15 protein-coding genes and 4 pseudogenes are annotated in these 20,032 nt (G+C 71.3%); 11 read left to right on the forward strand and 8 right to left on the reverse strand.

Going from position 1 to position 20,032, the window contains the following annotated elements; translation table 11 throughout:
- The first annotated feature begins 28 nt into the window (after positions 1-28).
- From ACWCP0_RS02040 to ACWCP0_RS02060, 5 genes are all read left to right on the forward strand, one after another.
- Positions 29-1,258: a sensor histidine kinase gene (locus tag ACWCP0_RS02040; RefSeq protein WP_451076912.1), complete on the forward strand. Its 1,230-nt coding sequence runs from the start codon at positions 29-31 to the stop codon at positions 1,256-1,258.
- 290 nt (positions 1,259-1,548) lie between these two features.
- Positions 1,549-2,871 (forward strand): sensor histidine kinase, encoded by a 1,323-nt coding sequence (locus ACWCP0_RS02045; RefSeq protein WP_451076913.1) that lies wholly within the window; start codon positions 1,549-1,551, stop codon positions 2,869-2,871.
- Positions 2,872-3,127: 256 nt separating this feature from the next.
- Entirely contained in the window at positions 3,128-3,787 is a 660-nt protein-coding gene (locus ACWCP0_RS02050; RefSeq protein ID WP_451077013.1) for a LuxR C-terminal-related transcriptional regulator, read from the forward strand.
- 241 nt (positions 3,788-4,028) lie between these two features.
- Entirely contained in the window at positions 4,029-5,975 is a 1,947-nt protein-coding gene (locus ACWCP0_RS02055; RefSeq protein ID WP_451076914.1) for a 2-oxoacid:acceptor oxidoreductase subunit alpha, read from the forward strand.
- Positions 5,968-7,029 carry a 2-oxoacid:ferredoxin oxidoreductase subunit beta gene (locus ACWCP0_RS02060; protein ID WP_451076915.1) on the forward strand — a complete coding sequence of 354 codons (1,062 nt, stop codon included), beginning with the start codon at positions 5,968-5,970 and terminating at the stop codon, positions 7,027-7,029. Before ACWCP0_RS02055 ends, ACWCP0_RS02060 begins: the two co-directional genes overlap by 8 nt.
- A 46-nt stretch (positions 7,030-7,075) precedes the next feature.
- On the opposite strand, the gene ACWCP0_RS02065 is transcribed toward ACWCP0_RS02060, so the two are convergent.
- Positions 7,076-7,450 carry a winged helix-turn-helix transcriptional regulator gene (locus ACWCP0_RS02065; protein WP_451076916.1) on the reverse strand — a complete coding sequence of 125 codons (375 nt, stop codon included), beginning with the start codon at positions 7,448-7,450 and terminating at the stop codon, positions 7,076-7,078.
- Between the two features lie 91 nt (positions 7,451-7,541).
- On the opposite strand from ACWCP0_RS02065, the gene ACWCP0_RS02070 reads away from it, so the two are divergent.
- Both ACWCP0_RS02070 and rarD read left to right on the forward strand, forming a co-directional pair.
- Complete coding sequence (locus ACWCP0_RS02070; protein ID WP_451076917.1) at positions 7,542-8,405, forward strand: NAD(P)H-binding protein; 864 nt, start codon at positions 7,542-7,544, stop codon at positions 8,403-8,405.
- A 144-nt stretch (positions 8,406-8,549) separates the two neighbouring features.
- Positions 8,550-9,491: an EamA family transporter RarD gene (rarD, locus tag ACWCP0_RS02075; protein WP_451077014.1), complete on the forward strand. Its 942-nt coding sequence runs from the start codon at positions 8,550-8,552 to the stop codon at positions 9,489-9,491.
- Between the two features lie 440 nt (positions 9,492-9,931).
- Here the strand turns inward: rarD and ACWCP0_RS02080 are convergent.
- The 3 genes and pseudogenes from ACWCP0_RS02080 to ACWCP0_RS02090 form a co-directional block, all read right to left on the reverse strand.
- Positions 9,932-10,203: pseudogene (locus ACWCP0_RS02080) on the reverse strand (CGNR zinc finger domain-containing protein); the annotation flags it as partial.
- A gap of 130 nt (positions 10,204-10,333) precedes the next feature.
- Positions 10,334-10,516: pseudogene (locus ACWCP0_RS02085) on the reverse strand (ABATE domain-containing protein); the annotation flags it as partial.
- Positions 10,459-10,716 (reverse strand): hypothetical protein, encoded by a 258-nt coding sequence (locus ACWCP0_RS02090; protein WP_451076918.1) that lies wholly within the window; start codon positions 10,714-10,716, stop codon positions 10,459-10,461. The gene ACWCP0_RS02090 and the pseudogene ACWCP0_RS02085, both read right to left, overlap by 58 nt.
- 36 nt (positions 10,717-10,752) lie before the next feature.
- Here ACWCP0_RS02090 and ACWCP0_RS02095 point away from each other — a divergent pair, with 36 nt between their 5' ends.
- Positions 10,753-11,202, forward strand: coding sequence for a VOC family protein (locus ACWCP0_RS02095; protein WP_451076919.1), 450 nt, complete (start codon positions 10,753-10,755; stop codon positions 11,200-11,202).
- A gap of 175 nt (positions 11,203-11,377) precedes the next feature.
- Positions 11,378-12,715 carry a M28 family metallopeptidase gene (locus ACWCP0_RS02100; RefSeq protein ID WP_451076920.1) on the forward strand — a complete coding sequence of 446 codons (1,338 nt, stop codon included), beginning with the start codon at positions 11,378-11,380 and terminating at the stop codon, positions 12,713-12,715.
- 142 nt (positions 12,716-12,857) lie between these two features.
- On the opposite strand, the gene ACWCP0_RS02105 is transcribed toward ACWCP0_RS02100, so the two are convergent.
- The 3 genes and pseudogenes from ACWCP0_RS02105 to ACWCP0_RS02115 form a co-directional block, all read right to left on the reverse strand.
- On the reverse strand, positions 12,858-14,105 hold the full coding sequence (locus ACWCP0_RS02105) for a LolA family protein (RefSeq protein ID WP_451076921.1): 1,248 nt from the start codon (positions 14,103-14,105) through the stop codon (positions 12,858-12,860).
- A 181-nt stretch (positions 14,106-14,286) separates the two neighbouring features.
- Positions 14,287-14,496 (reverse strand): annotated as a pseudogene (locus tag ACWCP0_RS02110) (CHRD domain-containing protein); the annotation flags it as partial.
- Positions 14,497-14,695: 199 nt separating this feature from the next.
- Positions 14,696-15,706 (reverse strand): polyprenyl synthetase family protein, encoded by a 1,011-nt coding sequence (locus ACWCP0_RS02115; protein WP_451076922.1) that lies wholly within the window; start codon positions 15,704-15,706, stop codon positions 14,696-14,698.
- Positions 15,707-15,992: 286 nt separating this feature from the next.
- On the opposite strand from ACWCP0_RS02115, the pseudogene ACWCP0_RS02120 reads away from it, so the two are divergent.
- Both ACWCP0_RS02120 and fahA read left to right on the forward strand, forming a co-directional pair.
- Positions 15,993-18,073 (forward strand): annotated as a pseudogene (locus ACWCP0_RS02120) (CocE/NonD family hydrolase).
- Between the two features lie 118 nt (positions 18,074-18,191).
- The gene (gene fahA, locus ACWCP0_RS02125) at positions 18,192-19,421 is read left to right on the forward strand and encodes a fumarylacetoacetase (RefSeq protein ID WP_451076923.1); all 1,230 of its coding nucleotides are present in this window, start codon (positions 18,192-18,194) and stop codon (positions 19,419-19,421) included.
- Between the two features lie 137 nt (positions 19,422-19,558).
- Here fahA and ACWCP0_RS02130 read toward each other — a convergent pair whose 3' ends face one another.
- Complete coding sequence (locus ACWCP0_RS02130; RefSeq protein WP_451076924.1) at positions 19,559-19,852, reverse strand: hypothetical protein; 294 nt, start codon at positions 19,850-19,852, stop codon at positions 19,559-19,561.
- Positions 19,853-20,032: the final 180 nt, after the last annotated feature.

Below are 20,032 nucleotides of genomic sequence, written 5' to 3' on the forward strand. Positions count from 1 at the left end.
GCGGATGCGACCCGGCAGGCTGGAGCGCATGACCGTGACCAGCGAAGCAAGCGCCATCGAGAACGAAGGGCCGCCGCCCGCCCGTTTCGCGTACGACCGGCACACCTGGAAGGAGATCGCGTATCTCCTGTCCGGTCTGCCATGCGCGCTTCTCGGTTTTGTTTACACGGTTTTCATGGTGGCGACCGGTGCGGCGCTTTCGGTCACGGTCATCGGGCTGCCCGTTCTCGCCGGCGGTCTGGCCGGATCGCGGCTGCTGGGCAGGTGGGAGCGGGCGCGGGCGCGGGGGCTGCTCGGCGTGCGGGTGGACGAGCCGAGCCCGCTCCCGCACCGCCCCGGCGACGGCGTCCTCGGCCGTGTGTGGTCCGGGCTGAAGGACCCGGTGGCCTGGCGGTCCGTGCTGTACGCGTTCATACGCCTGCCGTGGGGCGTGCTCGGCTTCGCCGTCACCCTGACCGGGCTGTTCGTGCTCTGGCCCGTGCTGCCGTACGTGGTACGGGGCCTGACGAACGTCGACCGGGCCCTGGTGCGCGGGCTGCTGTCACCGTCCGACGAGCTGGAGCGCCGGATAGCCGAGCTCGAGTCGGACCGGGGCGTGGTCGTGGACACGGCGGCCGCCGACCTGCGGCGCATCGAGCGCGACCTGCACGACGGGGCGCAGGCCCGGCTGGTCGCCCTCGCCATGGGGCTCGGTCTGGCCAAGGAGAAGCTGCAGGAGGGCCGGGCCGACGAAACCGTCGCGGCGATGGTCGACGAGGCACACGGCGAGGTGAAGCTGGCGCTGCAGGAGCTGCGGGACCTGGCGCGCGGTATCCATCCGGCCGTCCTCACCGACCGAGGACTCGACGCCGCCCTCTCCGCCGTTGCCTCGCGCTGCACGGTGCCGGTGCAGGTCACCGTCGATCTGAAGGCCCGCCCGGCCGAGGCCATGGAGGGCATCGCGTACTTCACGGTCTCCGAGCTGCTGCAGAACGTGAGCAAGCATGCGCAGGCACGTCAGGCGACCGTCGATGTGTGGCGCAGGGACGACCGGCTGCTGATCCAGGTGCAGGACGACGGGCGCGGCGGGGCATCGACCGAGGGCGGTACGGGCATGGCCGGCCTGGCGGAACGGCTCGGAGCGGTGGACGGGCTGTTCGTCGTGGACTCCCCGCCGGGCGGCCCGACGGTCGTCACGGCAGAGCTGCCCTGGCGCGACCGGGTGCCCGCGCAGCGGTCCACCACGGCACGCGGGGATGCCCACCCACGCAGCCGATAGGGCTCACCTCGCGGCAGTGAGTGTCGGGTGGACCTGCGCCCCCGACGTAGGTGGGGACCTGCACCCCCGACGTAGGTGTCGACCCGCGCCCCCGACGTAGGTGGGAACCTGCACCCCCGACGTAGGTGGGGACCTGCACCCCGGCGTAGGTAGGGAAAACCCCCGGCCAAGAGGGATACCGGCCACATGGTGCGACGCTTCCGCGCTCAGCAGCATGGAGCCAGAGAGTCACTCGCTGCACCGCAGCGGCGGCACCGACGAGGCGACGACGAGCAGAACGGACGACGACGATGGCCACGGCATTCGGAACGGAACCGGCGACGACCCGGCGCCACCGGCTTCCCCAAGCGCTGCGCGCGCCGTTCGAGGCCCGGGCCTGGCGCGAGTTCGGGTATCTCATGCTGAGCCTGCCGCTGAGCATCGTGTTCTTCTGTCTCGCCGTCTCGCTGACGGCGGCCGGCAGCGGCCTGGTGGTCACCTTCCTCGGCATTCCGATCCTGGCGGCCACGCTGGCCATGTGCCGCGGCTTCGGTGCGCTGGAGCGTTCCCGGGCGCGCGCCCTGCTCCGTCTCGACGTCGCCGACCCGGCGCCGGTCCGGCCCCGGAGGGGCGGGGCGATGGCGTGGATGGGGGCGATGCTGAAGAGCGGGGTGTCCTGGCGGCATCTGCTCTATGCACTGCTGCACATGCCCTGGGCGGTGTTCGCGTTCTCCGTCGCGCTGACCTTCTGCGTGTACGGCTGGGGTTTCGCCACGTATCCGCTCTGGTACTGGGTGTTCCCCGTGTACGCAGGGACGGACGGGCTCCAGATGTACGGCGACGGAACGCACAACTTCTCCCTCGACTCGCCCTTCGAACTGGCCCTGACCAGCGCGATCGGGCTGCTGCTGGTGCTGGTGACCCCGTGGATCGTGCGAGGGCTCGCCACGGTGGACCGGCTGCTGGTCACGGGGCTGCTGGGTCCGTCCCGCCTGGAGGGCCGCGTCGTGGAGCTGGAGTCGGACCGGGGCGTGGTCGTCGACACCGCGGCGGCCGACCTGCGGCGCATCGAGCGCGACCTGCACGACGGGGCGCAGGCCCGGCTGGTCGCCCTCGCCATGGATCTGGGCCTGGCCAGGGAGAAGCTGCAGGAGGACCCCGAGGCTGCCGCCCGGATGGTGGAGGAGGCACACGGAGAGGTGAAGACGGCGCTGCAGGAGCTGCGCGACCTGGCGCGGGGCATCCATCCCGCGGTCCTCACCGACCGAGGACTCGACGCCGCGCTGTCCGCCGTGGCCTCCCGATGCACGGTTCCGGTCCGGGTGGAGGTGGACCTGTCGGCCCGCCCGGTCCCGGCGATCGAGGGCATCGCCTACTTCACGGTCTCCGAGCTGCTGCAGAACATCAGCAAGCACGCGCAGGCACGACACGCGTCCGTCGATGTGTGGCAGGCGCAGGACCGGCTGATGCTGCAGGTCAGGGACGACGGACGGGGCGGCGCGGAGATATCGGCCGGCAGCGGCCTGGCGGGGCTGGCCGAGCGACTCGACGCGGTCGACGGGATCCTCCTCGTCGACTCGGCGCCCGGCGGGCCGACGGTCGTCACGGCGGAGCTGCCCTGGCGGGCCGCCTGACCGCCTGACCGGCAGACACAGGTTCGCGCGTGCGGCGCGGGAGGGCCGCTCCCGCGCCCCGCCGGCGTACGGCCGGGCGAGCCGGCGATTGCGGTCACCCGACACGCACCGTGACGCCGCCGAGCAGACCGTGGCACGCCGCGCCAGGCGTGGATTACGCGTGGGTGAGCGCGTCCGGGTGCCGATGCTGGGATGCTGGAGGTGCAGGGGCGGGAGACAGAGCGACATATGGGGGCTGCTGGTCGTGGAGGACAGGGTGCGGGTGGTCATCGCCGAGGATTCCGTTCTGCTTCGGGAGGGCCTGACCCGGCTGCTGACCGACCGCGGGCACGATGTGGTCGCGGGCGTGGGGGATGCCGACGCGCTGATCAGGACGGTCGAGGATCTGGCGGCGCAGGACACACCGCCGGATGTCGTGGTCGCCGATGTGAGGATGCCGCCGACACACACCGACGAGGGGGTGCGCGCGGCCGTCAGGCTGCGCCGCGATCACCCCGGTACAGGGGTGCTGGTCCTGTCGCAGTACGTCGAGGAGCAGTACGCCACGGAGCTCCTCGCCGGGAACAGCCGGGGCGTGGGCTATCTGCTGAAGGACCGGGTCGCCGAGGTCCGCGAGTTCGTGGACGCCGTCGTCAGGGTGGCCCGGGGCGGCACCGCCCTGGACCCGGAGGTGGTGGCGCAGCTGCTGGGCCGCAGCCGTAAGCAGGACGTCCTCGCCGGGCTGACGCCGCGCGAGCGGGAGGTCCTCGGTCTGATGGCGGAAGGCCGGACGAACTCGGCGATCGCGAAGCAGCTGGTCGTGAGCGACGGAGCGGTGGAGAAGCACGTGAGCAACATCTTCCTGAAGCTCGGGCTGTCCCCCAGCGACGGGGATCACCGGCGTGTTCTGGCCGTACTGACCTATCTCAACTCCTGATGGCCTGACACTCTGTCAGATGAGAAGGCCGAGACCTAGAACCAAAGGACCAGTCGGGAGCGTCTTACAGAAAGGACCCGGGGGGCGAACAGAACATGGCAAACCAGGGCATCGATACGTCTCGGATTGACGTCCAGCATGTGAGCGATCCAGGGAAGGCGACCCTTACCGACGTAGGGTTGGCCTTGGAGCGACCGGTGAGCCGGCCGCAGCCCAGCCGCCTCGAAGGAGGTCCAGTTCAGTGACCAGCCAGGTCAGTAGCCCAGCCGAGCACGCAGACGAGGCAGACGAGACCGGTGAGACCGTCGTCGGGGGACAGCGCAGGCCCACCGCCGAGAAGGAGGTCCGTCATCTGGACCGGGTGATCATCCGGTTCGCGGGTGACTCCGGTGACGGTATGCAGCTGACAGGTGACCGTTTCACGTCGGAGACGGCGTCGTTCGGCAACGACCTGTCCACGCTCCCGAACTTTCCGGCCGAGATCCGCGCGCCCGCAGGCACGCTGCCGGGTGTCTCGTCGTTCCAGCTCCACTTCGCCGACCACGACATCCTCACCCCTGGTGACGCGCCGAACGTCCTGGTGGCGATGAACCCTGCCGCGCTGAAGGCGAACATCGGCGATGTGCCGCGCGGTGGCGAAATCATCGTCAACACGGATGAGTTCGCCAAACGCGCCATGGCCAAGGTCGGCTACGACGCCTCCCCGCTCGAGGACGGCTCGCTGGACGGCTACAACGTCCACCCGATCCCGCTGACGACGCTGACCATCGAGGCGCTGAAGGAGTTCGGGCTCTCCCGCAAGGAGGCCGAGCGCTCGAAGAACATGTTTGCGCTGGGCCTGCTGAGCTGGATGTACCACCGGCCGACCGAGGGCACCGAGAAGTTCCTGCGTGCCAAGTTCGCGAAGAAGCCGGAGATCGCCGAGGCGAACGTGGCGGCCTTCCGGGCCGGCTGGAATTTCGGGGAGACCACCGAGGACTTCGCCGTCTCCTACGAGGTCGCCCCAGCCGTCAAGGCCTTCCCGGCGGGCACGTACCGCAACATCTCCGGGAACCTGGCGCTGGCGTACGGCCTGATCGCCGCGTCCCAGCAGGCGGATCTGCCGCTCTACCTGGGCTCCTACCCCATCACCCCGGCCTCGGACATCCTGCACGAGCTGTCCAAGCACAAGAACTTCGGCGTGCGGACCTTCCAGGCCGAGGACGAGATCGCGGGTATCGGCGCGGCGCTCGGAGCGGCCTTCGGCGGCTCCCTGGCGGTGACGACGACCTCCGGCCCGGGTGTGGCGCTGAAGTCCGAGACGATCGGCCTCGCGGTGTCGCTGGAGCTTCCGCTGCTGATCGTGGACATCCAGCGCGGCGGCCCTTCGACCGGCCTGCCCACCAAGACCGAGCAGGCGGACCTGCTGCAGGCGATGTACGGGCGCAATGGCGAGGCCCCGGTCCCGATCGTGGCTCCGAAGACGCCCGCGGACTGCTTCGACGCGGCGCTGGAGGCGGCCCGGATCGCGCTGACGTACCGCACCCCGGTGTTCCTGCTCTCCGACGGCTACCTGGCCAACGGCAGCGAGCCGTGGCGGATCCCGGACGTGGACGAACTGCCCGACCTGCGCGTGCAGTTCGCCACCGGCCCCAACCACACCACCGAGGACGGCACCGAGGTCTTCTGGCCGTACAAGCGGGACCCGCAGACGCTGGCCCGCCCCTGGGCACTGCCCGGCACCCCCGGTCTGGAGCACCGGATCGGCGGCATCGAGAAGCAGGACGGCACGGGCAACATCTCCTACGACCCGGCCAACCACGACTTCATGGTCCGCGTGCGCCAGGCCAAGGTCGACGGCGTCGAAGTGCCCGACATCGAGGTCGACGACCCGGACGGCGCCCGCACGCTCGTGCTGGGCTGGGGCTCGACGTACGGCCCGATCACGGCCGCGGTGCGCCGGCTGCGGATCGCCGGACTCCCCATCGCGCAGGCCCATCTGCGCCACCTCAACCCGTTCCCGAGGAATCTGGGCGAGACCCTGAAGCGTTACGAGAAGGTAGTGGTGCCGGAGATGAACCTCGGCCAGCTCGCCGGACTGATCCGGGCGAGATTCCTGGTCGACGCGCAGTCGTACAACCAGGTCAACGGTATGCCGTTCAAGGCCGAGCAGCTCGCCACGGCTCTCAAGGAGGCCATCAATGACTGAGACAGCGTCCTCGCTGCTGTCCCTGGTTCCGAAGGCCGAGGCCAAGCAGTCCATGAAGGACTTCAAGTCGGACCAGGAGGTCCGGTGGTGCCCCGGCTGCGGCGACTACGCGGTCCTCGCCGCCGTGCAGGGGTTCATGCCCGAGCTCGGCCTGGCGAAGGAGAACATCGTCTTCGTCTCCGGCATCGGCTGCTCCTCGCGCTTCCCGTACTACATGAACACCTACGGGATGCACTCCATCCACGGCCGCGCGCCCGCCATCGCGACCGGACTCGCCTCCTCGCGCCGCGATCTGAGCGTCTGGGTCGTCACCGGCGACGGCGACGCCCTCTCCATCGGCGGCAACCACCTGATCCACGCCCTGCGCCGCAACGTCAACCTCAAGATCCTGCTCTTCAACAACAGGATCTACGGCCTCACCAAGGGCCAGTACAGCCCGACCTCCGAGGTCGGCAAGATCACCAAGTCGACGCCGATGGGCTCGCTCGACGCGCCCTTCAACCCGGTGTCGCTGGCGATCGGCGCCGAGGCGTCCTTCGTCGCCCGTACCGTCGACTCCGACCGCAAGCACCTGACCGAGGTGCTGCGCGCCGCCGCGGACCACCCGGGCACGGCGCTGGTGGAGATCTACCAGAACTGCAACATCTTCAACGACGGCGCCTTCGACGCCCTCAAGGACAAGGAGCAGGCCGAGGAGGCCGTCATCCGGCTGGAGCACGGCCGGCCGATCCTCTTCGGCAAGGACGCCGGCAAGGGCGTCGTCCGGGACGAGGCGACCGGGGATCTGAAGGTCGTCGCGGTCACTCCGGAGAACGAGTCGCGGATCCTCGTCCACGACGCGCACAGCTCCAGCCCGACCACCGCCTTCTCGCTGTCGCGCCTGGCCGACCCCGACACGCTGCACAACACCCCCATCGGGGTGTTCCGCAGCGTCGAGCGGCCGGTCTACGACACCCAGATGGCCGACCAGCTGGACGCCGCGATCGAGCAGAACGGCAAGGGCGACCTGGCCGCACTGCTGTCCGGCGGCGACACGTGGACCGTCGTCGGCTGACCCGTACGGTCCGCCGAGGTCTTCCTCCCGAAGCCCGGGCTCCTTTCTAGGAGGCCCGGGCTTCGTCGTACGCCGTCCGCGCCCGCTCCACGTCCGCCACGTGCCGCTCGCTCCAGCGGGCCAGCGCCCCCACCTGCTCGGCGGCCTCCCTGCCGAGCGGGGTCAGGGAGTAGTCCACACGCGGCGGGATGACGGGCTTGGCGTCGCGGTGCACGAAGCCGTCCCGCTCCAGGGTCTGGAGCGTCTGCGCCAGCATCTTCTCGCTGACCCCGCCGATCGCGCGGCGCAGCTCGCTGAAGCGGTGCGAGCCGTCCAGCAGCGCCGCGAGGACGAGGACGCCCCACCGGCTGGTGACGTGCTCCAGAACGATCCGCGAGGGGCACATCGCCTCGTTGACGTCAGGCTTCATCCTTACGCTCATGCCAGTACCTTACTTCAAAGTGGGTACTTTCCGATAGTTAGCACCAGCCGTAGGGTGAGTGCCGAGTCCGAATGAAACGGAGAAATCACCCATGAGCATCGTCGTCACCGGAGCCACCGGACACCTCGGCCGCCTCGTCGTCGAGCAGCTCCTCGCCGCCGGTACCCCCGCCGGCGAGATTGCCGCCGTCGTACGCACCAAGGAGAAGGCCGCCGGCCTCGCCGAGCAGGGCGTCGAGCTCCGCATCGCCGACTACGACGCGCCCGAGACCCTCGCCGACGCCTTCACGGAGGGCGACCGGGTGCTGCTGATCTCGGGGAACGAGGTCGGCCGACGCGCGCCGCAGCACCAGGCCGTGATCGACGCGGCGAAGGCGGCAGGGGCCGCCCAGCTCGCGTACACCGGAGTCCTCGGCGGGCCCGGGGCCGACTTCCAGCTCGCGGCCGAGCACAAGGCCACCGAGCAGGCGATCCTCGCCTCCGGCCTGCCGTACACCTTCCTGCGCAACGGCTGGTACACCGAGAACTACACCGACAACCTCGCCCCGGTGCTGGAGCACGGCGCGGTCGTCGGCAACGCCGGTGACGGCCGGGTCGCGTCCGCCACGCGCGCCGACTACGCCGCGGCCGCCGCGGCCGTGCTGACCGCCGATGGCCACCTCGGCCGGGCGTACGAACTCAGCGGGGACACGGCCTGGTCCTTCGCCGAATACGCGGCCGAGATCGCGAAGCAGACCGGCAAGGCCATCACGTACAACGCCGTGTCCGCCGAGGCGAACCAGCAGATCCTGACCGCCGCCGGATTGCCGGAGGGCTTCGCGGCGATCCTCGTCGACGTGGACAAGGCGATCGAGCGCGGACTGCTCGCCCACAGGAACGGCGACCTCGCCCGGCTCATCGGCCGGCCGACGACGCCGCTCGCGGACACGGTCGCCGAGGCTCTCGCGAAGCGGTAATGACCGTATTACGGATACGGACATGACAGTCGGCCCTGCCCGGCGCTACCTTCGACAAGGACAGCGCGGCGCAGGGCGGCAGGAGGGTCAGTGAAGGACAGCGAGCAGCGGGCAGGACTGCTGTACGGGATCGGGGCCTACGGCATGTGGGGTCTGGTCCCGCTCTTCTGGCCCCTGCTGAAGCCGGCCGGCGCCGTCGAGATCCTCGCCCACCGCATGGTCTGGTCCCTGGCCGTGGTGGCCGTCGCGCTGCTGGCGCTGCGCCGCTGGGCCTGGATACGCGGGCTGCTGCGCCAGCCGCGCAAGCTCGGCCTGATCACCGTCGCCGCGGCGGTGATCACGGTGAACTGGGGCGTCTACATCTGGTCCGTCAACGCCGGTCAGGTGGTCGAGGCGTCGCTCGGCTACTTCATCAACCCGCTGGTCACCATCGCGATGGGCGTGCTGCTGCTGAAGGAGCGGCTGCGGACCGCGCAGTGGGCGGCGGTCGGCATCGGCTTCGCGGCGGTGCTGGTGCTGACCATGGGCTACGGGCGTCCGCCGTGGATCTCGCTGATCCTGGCGTTCTCCTTCGCGGTGTACGGACTGATCAAGAAGAAGATCAACATCGGGGGTCTGGAGTCGCTGGCGGCGGAGACCGCGGTGCAGTTCCTGCCGGCACTCGGCTATCTGGTGTGGCTGGGATCCCAGGGGTCGGCCACGTTCGGCACGGCGGGGGCGGGGCACGCGGCCCTGCTGGCGGCCACAGGCGTGGTCACCGCGGCGCCGCTGGTGTGCTTCGGTGCGGCGGCGATACGGGTACCGCTGTCCACGCTGGGGCTGCTGCAGTATCTGGCACCGGTGTTCCAGTTCCTGCTGGGCATCGTGTACTTCCATGAGGCGATGCCCGCCGAGCGGTGGGCCGGGTTCTCGCTGGTCTGGCTGGCGCTGACGATTCTGACCTGGGATGCGCTGCGGACGGCTCGGCGCACGCGGGCGAAGGCGGCACGGCTGGCCGCGGCGGCGGCGGCGTGTGTGGAGGTGGGCCAGGCCGCGGAGGTGGACCGGGCCGTGAGCCCGGCCCCACGGGAGGCAGCAGCGGGCTGAGCGTGCGCGCCTCCCCGGCCACCCCCGCCCGGCCACCACCAGGTGCGGGGTTTGCGTCGGCACCGGTGTGGGCGGTGCCGCGGCGGCGGCCGGTGTGTCCGTGCTCAAACTCCCGCAGAGCTTTGCCTGGGAGGTTCCCCCAACGGACTTGGTGCGGCTGCTGCCGGTGGGGGCGGTGCGGGGCCCCTCCGGGCTCACCTCCTCGGTAATCGGCGGGTACGGCGTCATCCCGAACGACCGCCCGATTTCCTGCGGGGGCGACCCTGCACGGCCCCGCCCCGGTAGTCCGCCGACTGCGGCCCGGCGGAGGAGCAAACCGCAACGCCACGGTACGAGGCACCCCCGACCACCCAGCCCGTTCGGCGATCGAGGACGGACACACCGGGTCCCGAGCCGGCATCTGTACCCACCCCGCGGCACCGGGCCCACGTCCGGGGGCGTCAGCGCCCGTCAGGGTACTGACGGGCGCGGTGGGCCCTGACCTTGTGCCGGTTGCCGCAGCGCTCCATCGCGGACCAGCGGCGGCGCCCGGGACGGGAGGTGTCGACGAAGAGCAGGGGCAGTCGTGTGCGGCGCATTCGCGGACGAGGTCCGCGTACGGGCCGGTGAAGAGGTCGACGGCATCGCGGACGACGGTCCACAGGAGGTGGGTGCCGGTCGCACCCGGAGCCCAGTCGCGGCCTCCGTCCGACGCGAGGCGGGCGACGAGGGGCATCGCGGACGACGGTCCACAGGAGGTGGGTGCCGGTCGCACCCGGAGCCCAGTCGTGGCCTCCGTCCGACGCGAGGCGGGCGACGAGGGGCATCGCGGACGACGGTCCACAGGAGGTGGGTGCCGGTCGCACCCGGAGCCCAGTCGTGGCTTCCGTCCGACGCGAGGCGGGCGACGAGGGGCGGGCGGCTGCGGCCTCGTTCAGCACGGCCAGATCGTCCGGGGCGGCGAGGCGGCCGTGGGCGCAGGCGCCGGTCAGTCGCCACAGCGCGTCCCGCAGCGTGCGGGCTGCGGCGGCCTCCGCCTCGTCCACGTGAGCCGCGTCCCGCGGGCGAGCCGGCTCTCAGCCGCCCAGCGCACCAACCCGTCCGGCTCGCCCGGCACTTCGTAGCGCGCGAGGCCGCCCGGGCCGCCGGTGGGGAGCAGCTCCGGACAGAGCGCGCCCGGGTGGAAGCGGAACGCCCCGCCCTCCGGTGTGCGCAGCGTCGGTCCGGGTGCTGTCGGCGAGTCCATTGCCACCTCCCTCATGTAACCAATACGACTGGTTTCATGACGCTGCACTGGAAGCTAGTGATCGACGCGACCGACCCGCTCGCCCAGGCCGACTTCTGGGCGGAGGCCCTCGGATACGTGACCGAGGACAACAGCGCACTCATCGAGCGGCTGCTCGGCGTGGGGGCCGTACCGCCCGAGCTGACGGTGGAACGGCACGGCCGTCGCTTCTGGCGTGATCTGGCCGCGGTCCGGCATCCGGACGACCCGTACGAGGAGGAGACCGGCACCGGTCTCGGCAGGCGGCTGCTGTTCCAGCGGGTCCCGGAGGTCAAGACGGTCAAGAACCGGCTCCATCTCGACCTGCACCCCGGACCGGAGCGGCGGGACACGGAGGTCGCCCGGCTGGAGGGGCTGGGCGCGACGGTGCTGCGACGGGTGAAGGAGCCGGGCGGCGAGTGGGTCGTCATGCAGGACCCGGAGGGCAACGAGTTCTGCGTGCAGTAGCGTCCGCTTACCGAACCTGACTGACCGGTTTGCGCCCTTGACGGTCGGTCACCTTCTCGCTGAACATTCACCCACACGCCGCACCGAGTACAGCTCCAGCACCCTGCGGCACCGCCGCCGCAGGGTGTCTCGCACGTTCCGTCCAATCCCCGTACGGAATCTTGGAGCCCCCCACATGACCCACTCCGTGCACAGACGCGCCGTCGCAGTCACGGCACTTGCCCTCGCCGGCCTGCTCGCCGCAGCCGTCCCGACCGCAGCCGCAACCGACACCGCCGCGCCGGGCGCCACCCCTTCCCCGGCGGTGCTCGCCGCGCCCGACATCCCTCTCGCGAACGTCCGGGCCCATCTCGCCGACCTCCAGTCGATCGCCACCGCCAACGGCGGAAACCGCGCGCACGGCCGCGCGGGGTACAAGGCCTCGGTCGACCATGTGAAGGCCAAGCTGGACGCGGCCGGATTCACCACCACGGTCCAGCAGTTCACGTCCTCCGGCGCCACCGGCTACAACCTGATAGCCGACTGGCCCGGCGGTGACGCCAACCGGATACTGATGGCCGGCGCCCATCTCGACTCGGTCAGCTCCGGCCCCGGCATCAACGACAACGGTTCCGGCTCGGCAGGCGTCCTGGAGACCGCGCTCGCCGTCTCCCGAGCCCAGCTCAAACCGGACAAGCATCTGCGCTTCGCCTGGTGGGGCGCGGAGGAGCTGGGCCTGGTCGGGTCCCGGTACTACGTCAACAACCTTGCGGCCAGCGACCGTTCGAAGATCACCGGCTATCTCAACTTCGACATGATCGGCTCGCCCAACCCCGGATACTTCGTCTACGACGACGACCCGGCCATCGAGAAGACCTTCAAGGACTACTTCGCGGGCCTCGGCGTCCCGACCGAGATCGAGACGGAGGGCGACGGCCGCTCCGACCACGCCTCGTTCAAGAACGTCGGGATACCGGTCGGCGGCCTCTTCACCGGCGCCAGCCGTACGAAGTCCACGGCGCAGGCCCAGAAGTGGGGCGGCACGGCAGGCCAGGCCTTCGACCGCTGCTACCACTCCTCCTGCGACACCACGTCCAACATCAGCGACACCGCCCTCGACCGGAACAGCGACGCGATCGCCCACGCGGTCTGGGCCCTGTCGGCCGGTACGACCGTCCCGCCGGGCGGTGACGTCTACGAGAACGCGGCCGACGTCTCCGTTCCGGACAACGGGGCCGCCGTCACGTCCTCGGTGACCGTCTCGGGCCGAACCGGCAACGCACCCTCCGCGCTCCAGGTCGGCGTGGACATCAAGCACACCTGGCGGGGCGACCTGGTCATCGACCTGGTGGCGCCGGACGGCACGGCGTACCGTCTGAAGAACTCCAGCGGCAGCGACTCGGCGGACAACGTCATCACGACGTACACCGTGAACGCGTCGAGCGAGGCCGCGAACGGCACCTGGCAGCTCAGGGTCCAGGACGTGGCGGCCCAGGACACCGGCTACATCGACAGCTGGAAGCTCACCTTCTGAGCATCACCTCCAGGCATCGCGCCGTACTTCCGGGCATCTCACGGCAACCGCAGTGCGGGGCGCCCCCTGTGAGGGGCGCCCCGCACCGTCCGCCGAGCCGCAGGCCACAGGCCCGCAAGCCCGCAAGCCCGCAGCGGGCCGGTTACTTCGCCTCGTTCGCCGCCTTCACCAGCGCGTCCTGCGTGACCGCGCCGACGTAGACCTTGCCGTCGTCCGTCATCAGGGCGTTGACCAGGCGGGTCTTGAATACCGTGCCCGTGCCGAAGTCGCCCTTCACCTGGTCGCCGAGGGCGTCCAGGAACTTCCCGGCCTCCGGCGGGACATCGCCCTCGCCGGCCTTCGGCGCCTTGAAGCCCTCGCCGCCGGGGGCGGAGAGCTCGGCGACGGAGGTCCAGCCCTCGCCGATGACGTTCAGGCCGTTGAAGCCCTCCAGCCCCTCGAACTCCTCCAGTCCCTCCTTGGACTTGGGGGCGTCCTTCTCGAGGGCGTTCAGCTCGTCCGCCTCGGTGACCTTCGCGCCCTTCGGCGGCGTGAAGTCGAAGGTGGAGGCGGCGGGCTTCGAGAAGTCGACCCTGGTGAAGCCCGCGTCGACCGCCGCCTTGCCCCCGTCGCTCGGCAGCAGCGTGAACTTCAGCGGCACGCCGTTCTCGGCATCCACCGCGACCTTGATCGAGGCGATCGTCGAGCCGCTCTGCTTCGGCTTGATGACCAGCTGGTACGCGTCCCGGCCGGCAATGCGGGCCGTGCCGTCGACCGTCACGGAGGTCGACGTCTCGTCCGCGGCCTTCAGCGCCTCCTCGGCGAGCTCCTTGGGCGTGGTCGGGAGCTCCTTCGTGGCCTCCTCGCCCGTGCCGTCGTGCTTGCCCTCGCCCGCGCCGCCGTCCTTGCCGTGGACGACCTCGTTCGAGGCGCTGTCGTACGTCCAGACGTCATCCCCGTTGTGGACGACGCTGTACTCCTCGTCGCCCGACCGGAACGACACCCGCTGCTTGTCCTCGCCGTCGGCCGCGACGTCCACCTGGTGCGTGCCGGAGGCCAGCTCCATCAGCTTGGCGTCGGGCGACGCGGAGGCGCCGGACGCGCCCTTGCCGGCCCCCGGCACGAGGCCGTTCGCCAGACCGCCCAGGTCCGGCAGGCCCAGGTCCGTGCTGATCTTCACCGTGCCGGAGAGCTGCTGCGCGTCCGAAGCGGCGATCTTCTCGATGAGCTCCTGTGCCGTGATCTTCGGCAGATCGGGGTCTCCTGACGCGGCGAGCGCCGGGACAAGCCCGATGGTCGCCGCGGCAACGCCGGCCACCGCGGCCGGGACAACATAGCGCGCCGCCCTCCGGCGTGCCGGGACGTCCTCCCCCGGCTCTTCGGTGATCGGTGCGTTCTCGTTCGGTGCCATGGTGTGCCCTACCTCCGTGATAGCGGCGTCGTCCGTCCACACCATCTGACCAAATCGCCCTGCCGAAAACGTCAGCCCCCGGAATCAACTCCGCGTACTGCTGCGGTATGACCCGGGGGCGTCCCGTCTCACCCGACCCGTAGGGGGTGGGCGGTGGTCGGCGCTGGACGAAGACGTAGTCGGCCCCGTACGGGACCTCGACGATCGAGCCCTGGTGACAGCTGCCGGCCGGGGCGGCGGCGCCGACCGAGTTCAGCCGGAGGGTCTCGACGGTGTCCGCGAACAGCCCCCGGTTCTTGCCGGACCGGGTGGCCTTCAGATCCGGCTCGGGGATGTTCCCCGCGCCGCTCGGGGTCCTGGCGATGAGCTTGCCGGTCACGGCGCTGCGGTCCTTGGCGACCCACGGCGAACGTGACGCCGGCGGACGCCGCGATCGCGGTCGCGGTCGCGCCGATCACGATGCCCCTGGTCGGTTCACGGTGGATTCCCCCCGTACTGGCGTCGACGCCCCCTGCGTCAGCTTCTGCGCATGAGTACGAGCGAGTCCTGATCCGGACTCAATCCAAGGATGCGACCCAAGCCCGAGAGGCTCAGCCGGCGCGGTGCACCACCGCGTCGCACAGCTCCTCCAGCGCGGCCCTGGCGTAGCACTTCGGCAGCGGCGCCAGCAACGCCCGCGCCTCCTCCGCGTACCGCACGGTGTCGCGCCGCGCCTGCTCCAGCGCGGGGTGCACCCGCAGCCTGGCCAGCGCCTCCGCGTGCCGCGCGTCGTCCGTGAGGTCGCCCTCCAGCAGCTCGACCAGCTCGACATCCTCGGCCCGGCCGTGCGCGGCGGCCTGCTCCCGCAGCCGGAGCACCGGCAGCGTGGGGATGCCCTCGCGCAGATCGGTGCCCGGGGTCTTGCCGGACTCGTGCGAGTCGGAGGCGATGTCGAGTACGTCGTCGGCGAGCTGGAAGGCGACGCCGAGCCGCTCCCCGTACTGGGTGAGGATGTCGGTGATGCCCTCGTCCGCGCCGGACATCATCGCGCCGAAGCGCCCGGAGACGGCGATCAGCGAACCGGTCTTGCCGCCGATGACGTCGAGGTAGTGCTCGACCGGATCGCGGCCGTCACGCGGGCCCGCGGTCTCCAGGATCTGGCCCGTGACCAGCCGCTCGAACGCCTCGGCCTGGATCCGTACGGCCTCGGGACCGAGGTCGGCCAGGATGTGCGAGGCGCGGGCGAAGAGGAAGTCGCCGGTCAGGACCGCAAGCGAGTTGCCCCAGCGGGCGTTGGCGCTCGCCACACCGCGGCGCACGTCGGCCTCGTCCATCACGTCGTCGTGGTACAGCGTCGCCAGGTGCGTCAGCTCGACGACCACGGCCGAGGGCACGACACCCGGCGCGTACGGATCGCCGAACTGGGCCGCCAGCATCACCAGCAGCGGCCGGAAGCGCTTCCCGCCCGCGCGGACGAGGTGCTGTGCGGCCTCCGTGATGAAGGGGACCTCGCTCTTGGTGGCATCGAGCAGGCCCGCCTCGACAGCCGCCAATCCGTTCTGGACATCGGCCTCAAGTGCCTGGTCCCGCACGCTCAGCCCGAAAGGCCCGACGACGGTCACGAGAGGTACTCCTGTCTGCTGACGATCACGCGGATTGTCGATGTGTCGCTGTCATCACTCAAGTCAGCGTATCGGGTCCCCTTTCGATCACCGGCGGCGCCTTCCCGCCGCCCCCGGTATGTTCGTGATCAACTCATACGACCGGAAGCATCACTGTTGTCCGGAACCGCGACCGAACTCGACGAGAACGGCGAACGGCCTCCGCCCGAAGACGGCCCCGCCTTCCGCGGCCACGGGTCACCTGCTCGGACGCAGGCCCGCCGCCCCGTCCTCCCCTGAGGTTCCCATGCGCATCCGCACGTCCTTCCCGTACGAGACCCGCCACGAGGACATCCGCATCCCGGTGGCCGGGGGCACTCCCCCTGGCTCCGCCGGGGGGACCCCCACCCAGTCCGCAGGCTCCGGGGGACGCACACGGCTGTACGCGCGGGTCTGGCGGCCGCTGACCGACGAGCCCGTGCCGGCGCTCCTCGAATACGTCCCGCACCGCTGACCGACTGGACCGCGCCGCGCGACTGGCAGCGCCACCCCTGGTACGCGGGCCACGGCTACGCCTCCGTGCGGGTGGACGTCCGCGGCCACGGCAACAGCGAGGGCGTCCCGGGCGACGCGTACTCCCCCACGGAGCTCGCCGACGGGGTGGACGTCGTGGAGTGGCTCGCCGGGCAGCCCTGGTGCAGCGGGCGCATCGGGATGTTCGGGATCTCCTGGGGTGGTACGGGCGCGCTCCGGATCGCGGCGCTCGCTCCCGAGCCGCTGAAAGCGGTCGTCACGGTCTGCTCGACCGACGACCGCTACGACAACGAGGGGCACTACCTCGGCGGTTCCGTCCTCGCCGAGGGCATGCACGCCCGGTCGGCGGCCATGCTGGCCTTCGCCGCCCGGCCGCCGGACCCGCTGTTCGCGGGCCACGAGTGGCGCGAGCGGTGGCTGGACCGGCTCGATGCGGTGGAGCCCTTCATCCACACCTGGCTGGAACACCAGACGCGCGACGCGTACTGGCGGGACGGCAGCGTGCGCGAGGACCACGGGGCGATCCGGGCGGCGGTGCTGGCGGTGGGCGGCTGGCACGACCCGTACCGCGACACCGTGCTGCGGCTGGTCGAGTACCTCGACCAGGACCGGGTGCGAGGGCTGATCGGGCCGTGGTCGCACCAGTACCCGGACCGAGGCCTCCCGCCGGGCCCGGCGATCGGCTTCCTCCAGGAGACACTGCGCTGGTGGGACCACTGGCTCCGCGACACGGACACAGGTGTGATGTCCGAGCCGCTGCTCCGCTCCTGGATCAGCGAGTCGCACCCGCCCGCGACCACGTACGGCGAACTGCCGGGCCGCTGGGTCGGCGACGACGCCTGGCCGTCGCCGCGGATCACCCCCGTGGCGCACGCCTTCCAGGGTGCGCCGCTCCTCGTCGACTCCCCCCAGCACACAGGGCTCGACGCGGGCCGCCACCTGCCCTCCGGCGGCGACGCGGACCTGCCGCCGGACCAGCGTGACGAGGACGCCGGGTCGGCGAGCTTCGAGTTCGCGGTCCCCGACCGGGTGGAGATCCTCGGACGCCCCCGGGTGACGTTGCGGCTCCGGATGGACGTGCCCCACGGCCAGGCCGTCGCGCGCCTCTGCGACGTGGCGCCCGACGGCTCCTCCACCCTCGTCACCCGAGGCGCGCTCAACCTCTCGGCCCGGCACGGCCGTGGGACGGTCGGCGCCCGAGAGCCGGCGGACGCCCGCGAGACGGCCGGGGCCCGGCCGCCCGGTGCCACCGAGAACGTCACGTTCGAACTGAGCAGCATCGGCCACACGTTCGCGCCCGGTCACCGCATCCGGCTGTCGGTCTCCTCCGCGTACTGGCCGTGGATCTGGCCCCGGGCCGGCAGTGCAGGCTTCACGCTCGACCCCGCGGGCAGCTCCCTGGAACTCCCCGTCCGCGCCCCCACGACCGACGCGATCGCCTTCGAGGACCCCGAGCAGTCCGAACCCCTCGGCGTCGTCACCCCCGTGACCCTGGACGAGCCCCGCCCCCCGCGGCTGATCGTCCGTGACGTGGCCAAGGGCGAATGGCGCCTCGAGACCACGGCCGGCTTCGGCGGCACCCGTGTTCACCCCGACGGCCTCGAGTTCACCGAGGACGGACTGGAGACGTACACGATCAGGGAACGGGACCCGCTGTCCGCCCGCACCCGCTCCGACTGGAGGATCCGGCTGCACCGGCCCGAACTCACCTGGGACGTCCGCATCGAGACCCGCTCCGAAGTCACCTGCGACGCGGCGCACTTCCTGACCTCGAACGAAGTGGTGTGCCGGCACGGCGACGAGGTCGTCTTCCACCGCACCTGGGAGAAGCGGATTGCGCGTACGGCGGGATAGCCCCGCGTCCCGCGGCGTCGCCTGCGGCGCGGTCCTGGGCGGAACCCCGGTCACTGACGCCACGCGCGCCACCCACGTAACGTGTCCCCCACACACGTGGAAAGCGAGGCAAGCACCGATGCCCGAGCAGAGTCCGCTCGATCTGGCCGAGGGCGACCCCTTCGGCCCGCACAACCTCCCCTACGGCGTCTTCACCACCGCGGACGAACCCGACCGGCGGCGGCTCGGGGTCAGGATCGGTGACCATGTGCTCGACGCGGGGGCGGCGGCGCACACCCTCGGCTCCCCCTATGCCGCGCTGCTCGCGCAACCCAGCCTGAACCCGCTGCTCGCGGCGGGCCGGACGGCCTGGCGTGACGTACGGCGCGCGCTCACCGCGTGGGTCGCCGTGCCCGCGCACCGGCAGGACATCGAGCCCTTGCTGCACCACCTGTCCCGGGTGACGCTGCACCTGCCGTACGAGGTCGCCGACTACGTCGACTTCTACTCCAGCGAGCACCACGCCACGAACGTCGGACACATCTTCCGCCCCGACGGCGAGCCGCTCACGCCCAACTGGAAGCACATTCCGATCGGGTACCACGGCCGCTCCGGCACGGTCGTCGTCTCCGGCACCGACGTGATCCGGCCCGCCGGCCAGCGCAAGGCCCCCGCAGACCCGGCGCCCGTCTTCGGCCCGTCCGTCAAGCTGGACATCGAGGCGGAGGTCGGCTTCGTCGTCGGCACCCCCTCCGAGCTGGGCCGTCCGGTCCCGCTGTCCGCCTTCCGCGAGCACGTGTTCGGGCTGCAGCTGCTCAACGACTGGTCCGCGCGGGACATCCAGGCCTGGGAGTACGTCCCCCTCGGCCCGTTCCTCGGCAAGTCCTTCGCCACCTCCGTCTCCGCCTGGGTCACCCCGCTGGAGGCTCTCGACGCCGCCCGTGTCGCCCCGCCCGCGCGTGACGTTCCCGTACTTCCCTATCTGAACGACTCCGCCGAGGAGGAGCCGGGCGGTTTCGACCTCCGCATCTCCGTCGCCGTCAACGGACAGGTCGTCAGCGAGCCGCCGTTCGCCACGATGTACTGGACGGCCGCCCAGCAGCTCACGCACATGACCGTCAACGGCGCCTCGCTCCGCACCGGCGACCTGTACGGCTCGGGCACGGTCAGCGGCCCGGACGTCCACCAGCGCGGCTCCCTCCTGGAGCTCACGTGGAACGGGCGGGACCCGCTGGACCTGCCGTACGGGAAGCGGACGTTCCTGGAGGACGGCGACGAGGTCACCATGACCGCGTGGGCGCCCGGTCCCGACGGCGTGCGGGTCGGTCTGGGCGAGGTCACGGGCCGGATCGTGCCCGCGGCCGACTAGCGGCCTCCGGCATGCGGGGCGGCGGCGCCGCCCCGCACGGGAGGACACGCCCGCCACGACCGCGAGGGCGCGGGGGCCGCTCCGTCGGCGCCACGAGCGCCCCGACGCCGGCATACGGGCCTGCGCCGCCCGGCGCGTCACCCGTGCTCGGCCAGCCTGAGCACCAGGACCAGGACCGCTGACACCAGCGTGAGCAGGACCCAGGCCGCCACCCACGGCCGGCGTCCGCCCAGCAGATGCCGGACCGCGCCGGTGATCCCGACACCGGCCCCGATCAGCCCCGGTACGCCGATGACCGCCGCAGTCCAGTAGGCCCAGGGGTGCTCGCCGAGGAACCTCAGCAGCAGGACGGCCGGGAGCAGGAGCACTGCCGGCCAGGTGTCGGCGCCCGAAGGCCTGCGCTGTGTGTCCTGCACTGCCGGCGTGTTCATGTGTCCCCCGTTGACGCGATCAAGGTCTGGCGTTCTGAAGGACGCCGGACCTTGATCGCGGGTTGTCCCGCCGCGCGCCGCCGGGGCCGGGGCCGGGATGCGCCTCACCGGCGGAGCCGTCGTGACAGCGGCCGGCGGGGAGTTCGGCGACTGTCCCCACTCCCACCCCGCGTCCGTGGT

The sequence above is a fragment of the Streptomyces sp. NPDC001970 genome, from assembly GCF_053594115.1.

Bases quoted from the DNA above. Each gene is read 5' to 3' on its own strand.
- ACWCP0_RS02040 (WP_451076912.1), top strand. From the start codon at position 29: ATGACCGTGACCAGCGAAGCAAGCGCCATCGAGAACGAAGGGCCGCCG.
- ACWCP0_RS02045 (WP_451076913.1), top strand. From the start codon at position 1,549: ATGGCCACGGCATTCGGAACGGAACCGGCGACGACCCGGCGCCACCGG.
- ACWCP0_RS02060 (WP_451076915.1), top strand. From the start codon at position 5,968: ATGACTGAGACAGCGTCCTCGCTGCTGTCCCTGGTTCCGAAGGCCGAG.
- ACWCP0_RS02065 (WP_451076916.1), bottom strand. From the start codon at position 7,450: ATGAGCGTAAGGATGAAGCCTGACGTCAACGAGGCGATGTGCCCCTCG.
- ACWCP0_RS02070 (WP_451076917.1), top strand. From the start codon at position 7,542: ATGAGCATCGTCGTCACCGGAGCCACCGGACACCTCGGCCGCCTCGTC.
- rarD (WP_451077014.1), top strand. From the start codon at position 8,550: ATGTGGGGTCTGGTCCCGCTCTTCTGGCCCCTGCTGAAGCCGGCCGGC.
- ACWCP0_RS02090 (WP_451076918.1), bottom strand. From the start codon at position 10,716: ATGGACTCGCCGACAGCACCCGGACCGACGCTGCGCACACCGGAGGGC.
- ACWCP0_RS02095 (WP_451076919.1), top strand. From the start codon at position 10,753: ATGACGCTGCACTGGAAGCTAGTGATCGACGCGACCGACCCGCTCGCC.
- ACWCP0_RS02100 (WP_451076920.1), top strand. From the start codon at position 11,378: ATGACCCACTCCGTGCACAGACGCGCCGTCGCAGTCACGGCACTTGCC.
- ACWCP0_RS02105 (WP_451076921.1), bottom strand. From the start codon at position 14,105: ATGGCACCGAACGAGAACGCACCGATCACCGAAGAGCCGGGGGAGGAC.
- fahA (WP_451076923.1), top strand. From the start codon at position 18,192: ATGCCCGAGCAGAGTCCGCTCGATCTGGCCGAGGGCGACCCCTTCGGC.
- ACWCP0_RS02130 (WP_451076924.1), bottom strand. From the start codon at position 19,852: ATGAACACGCCGGCAGTGCAGGACACACAGCGCAGGCCTTCGGGCGCC.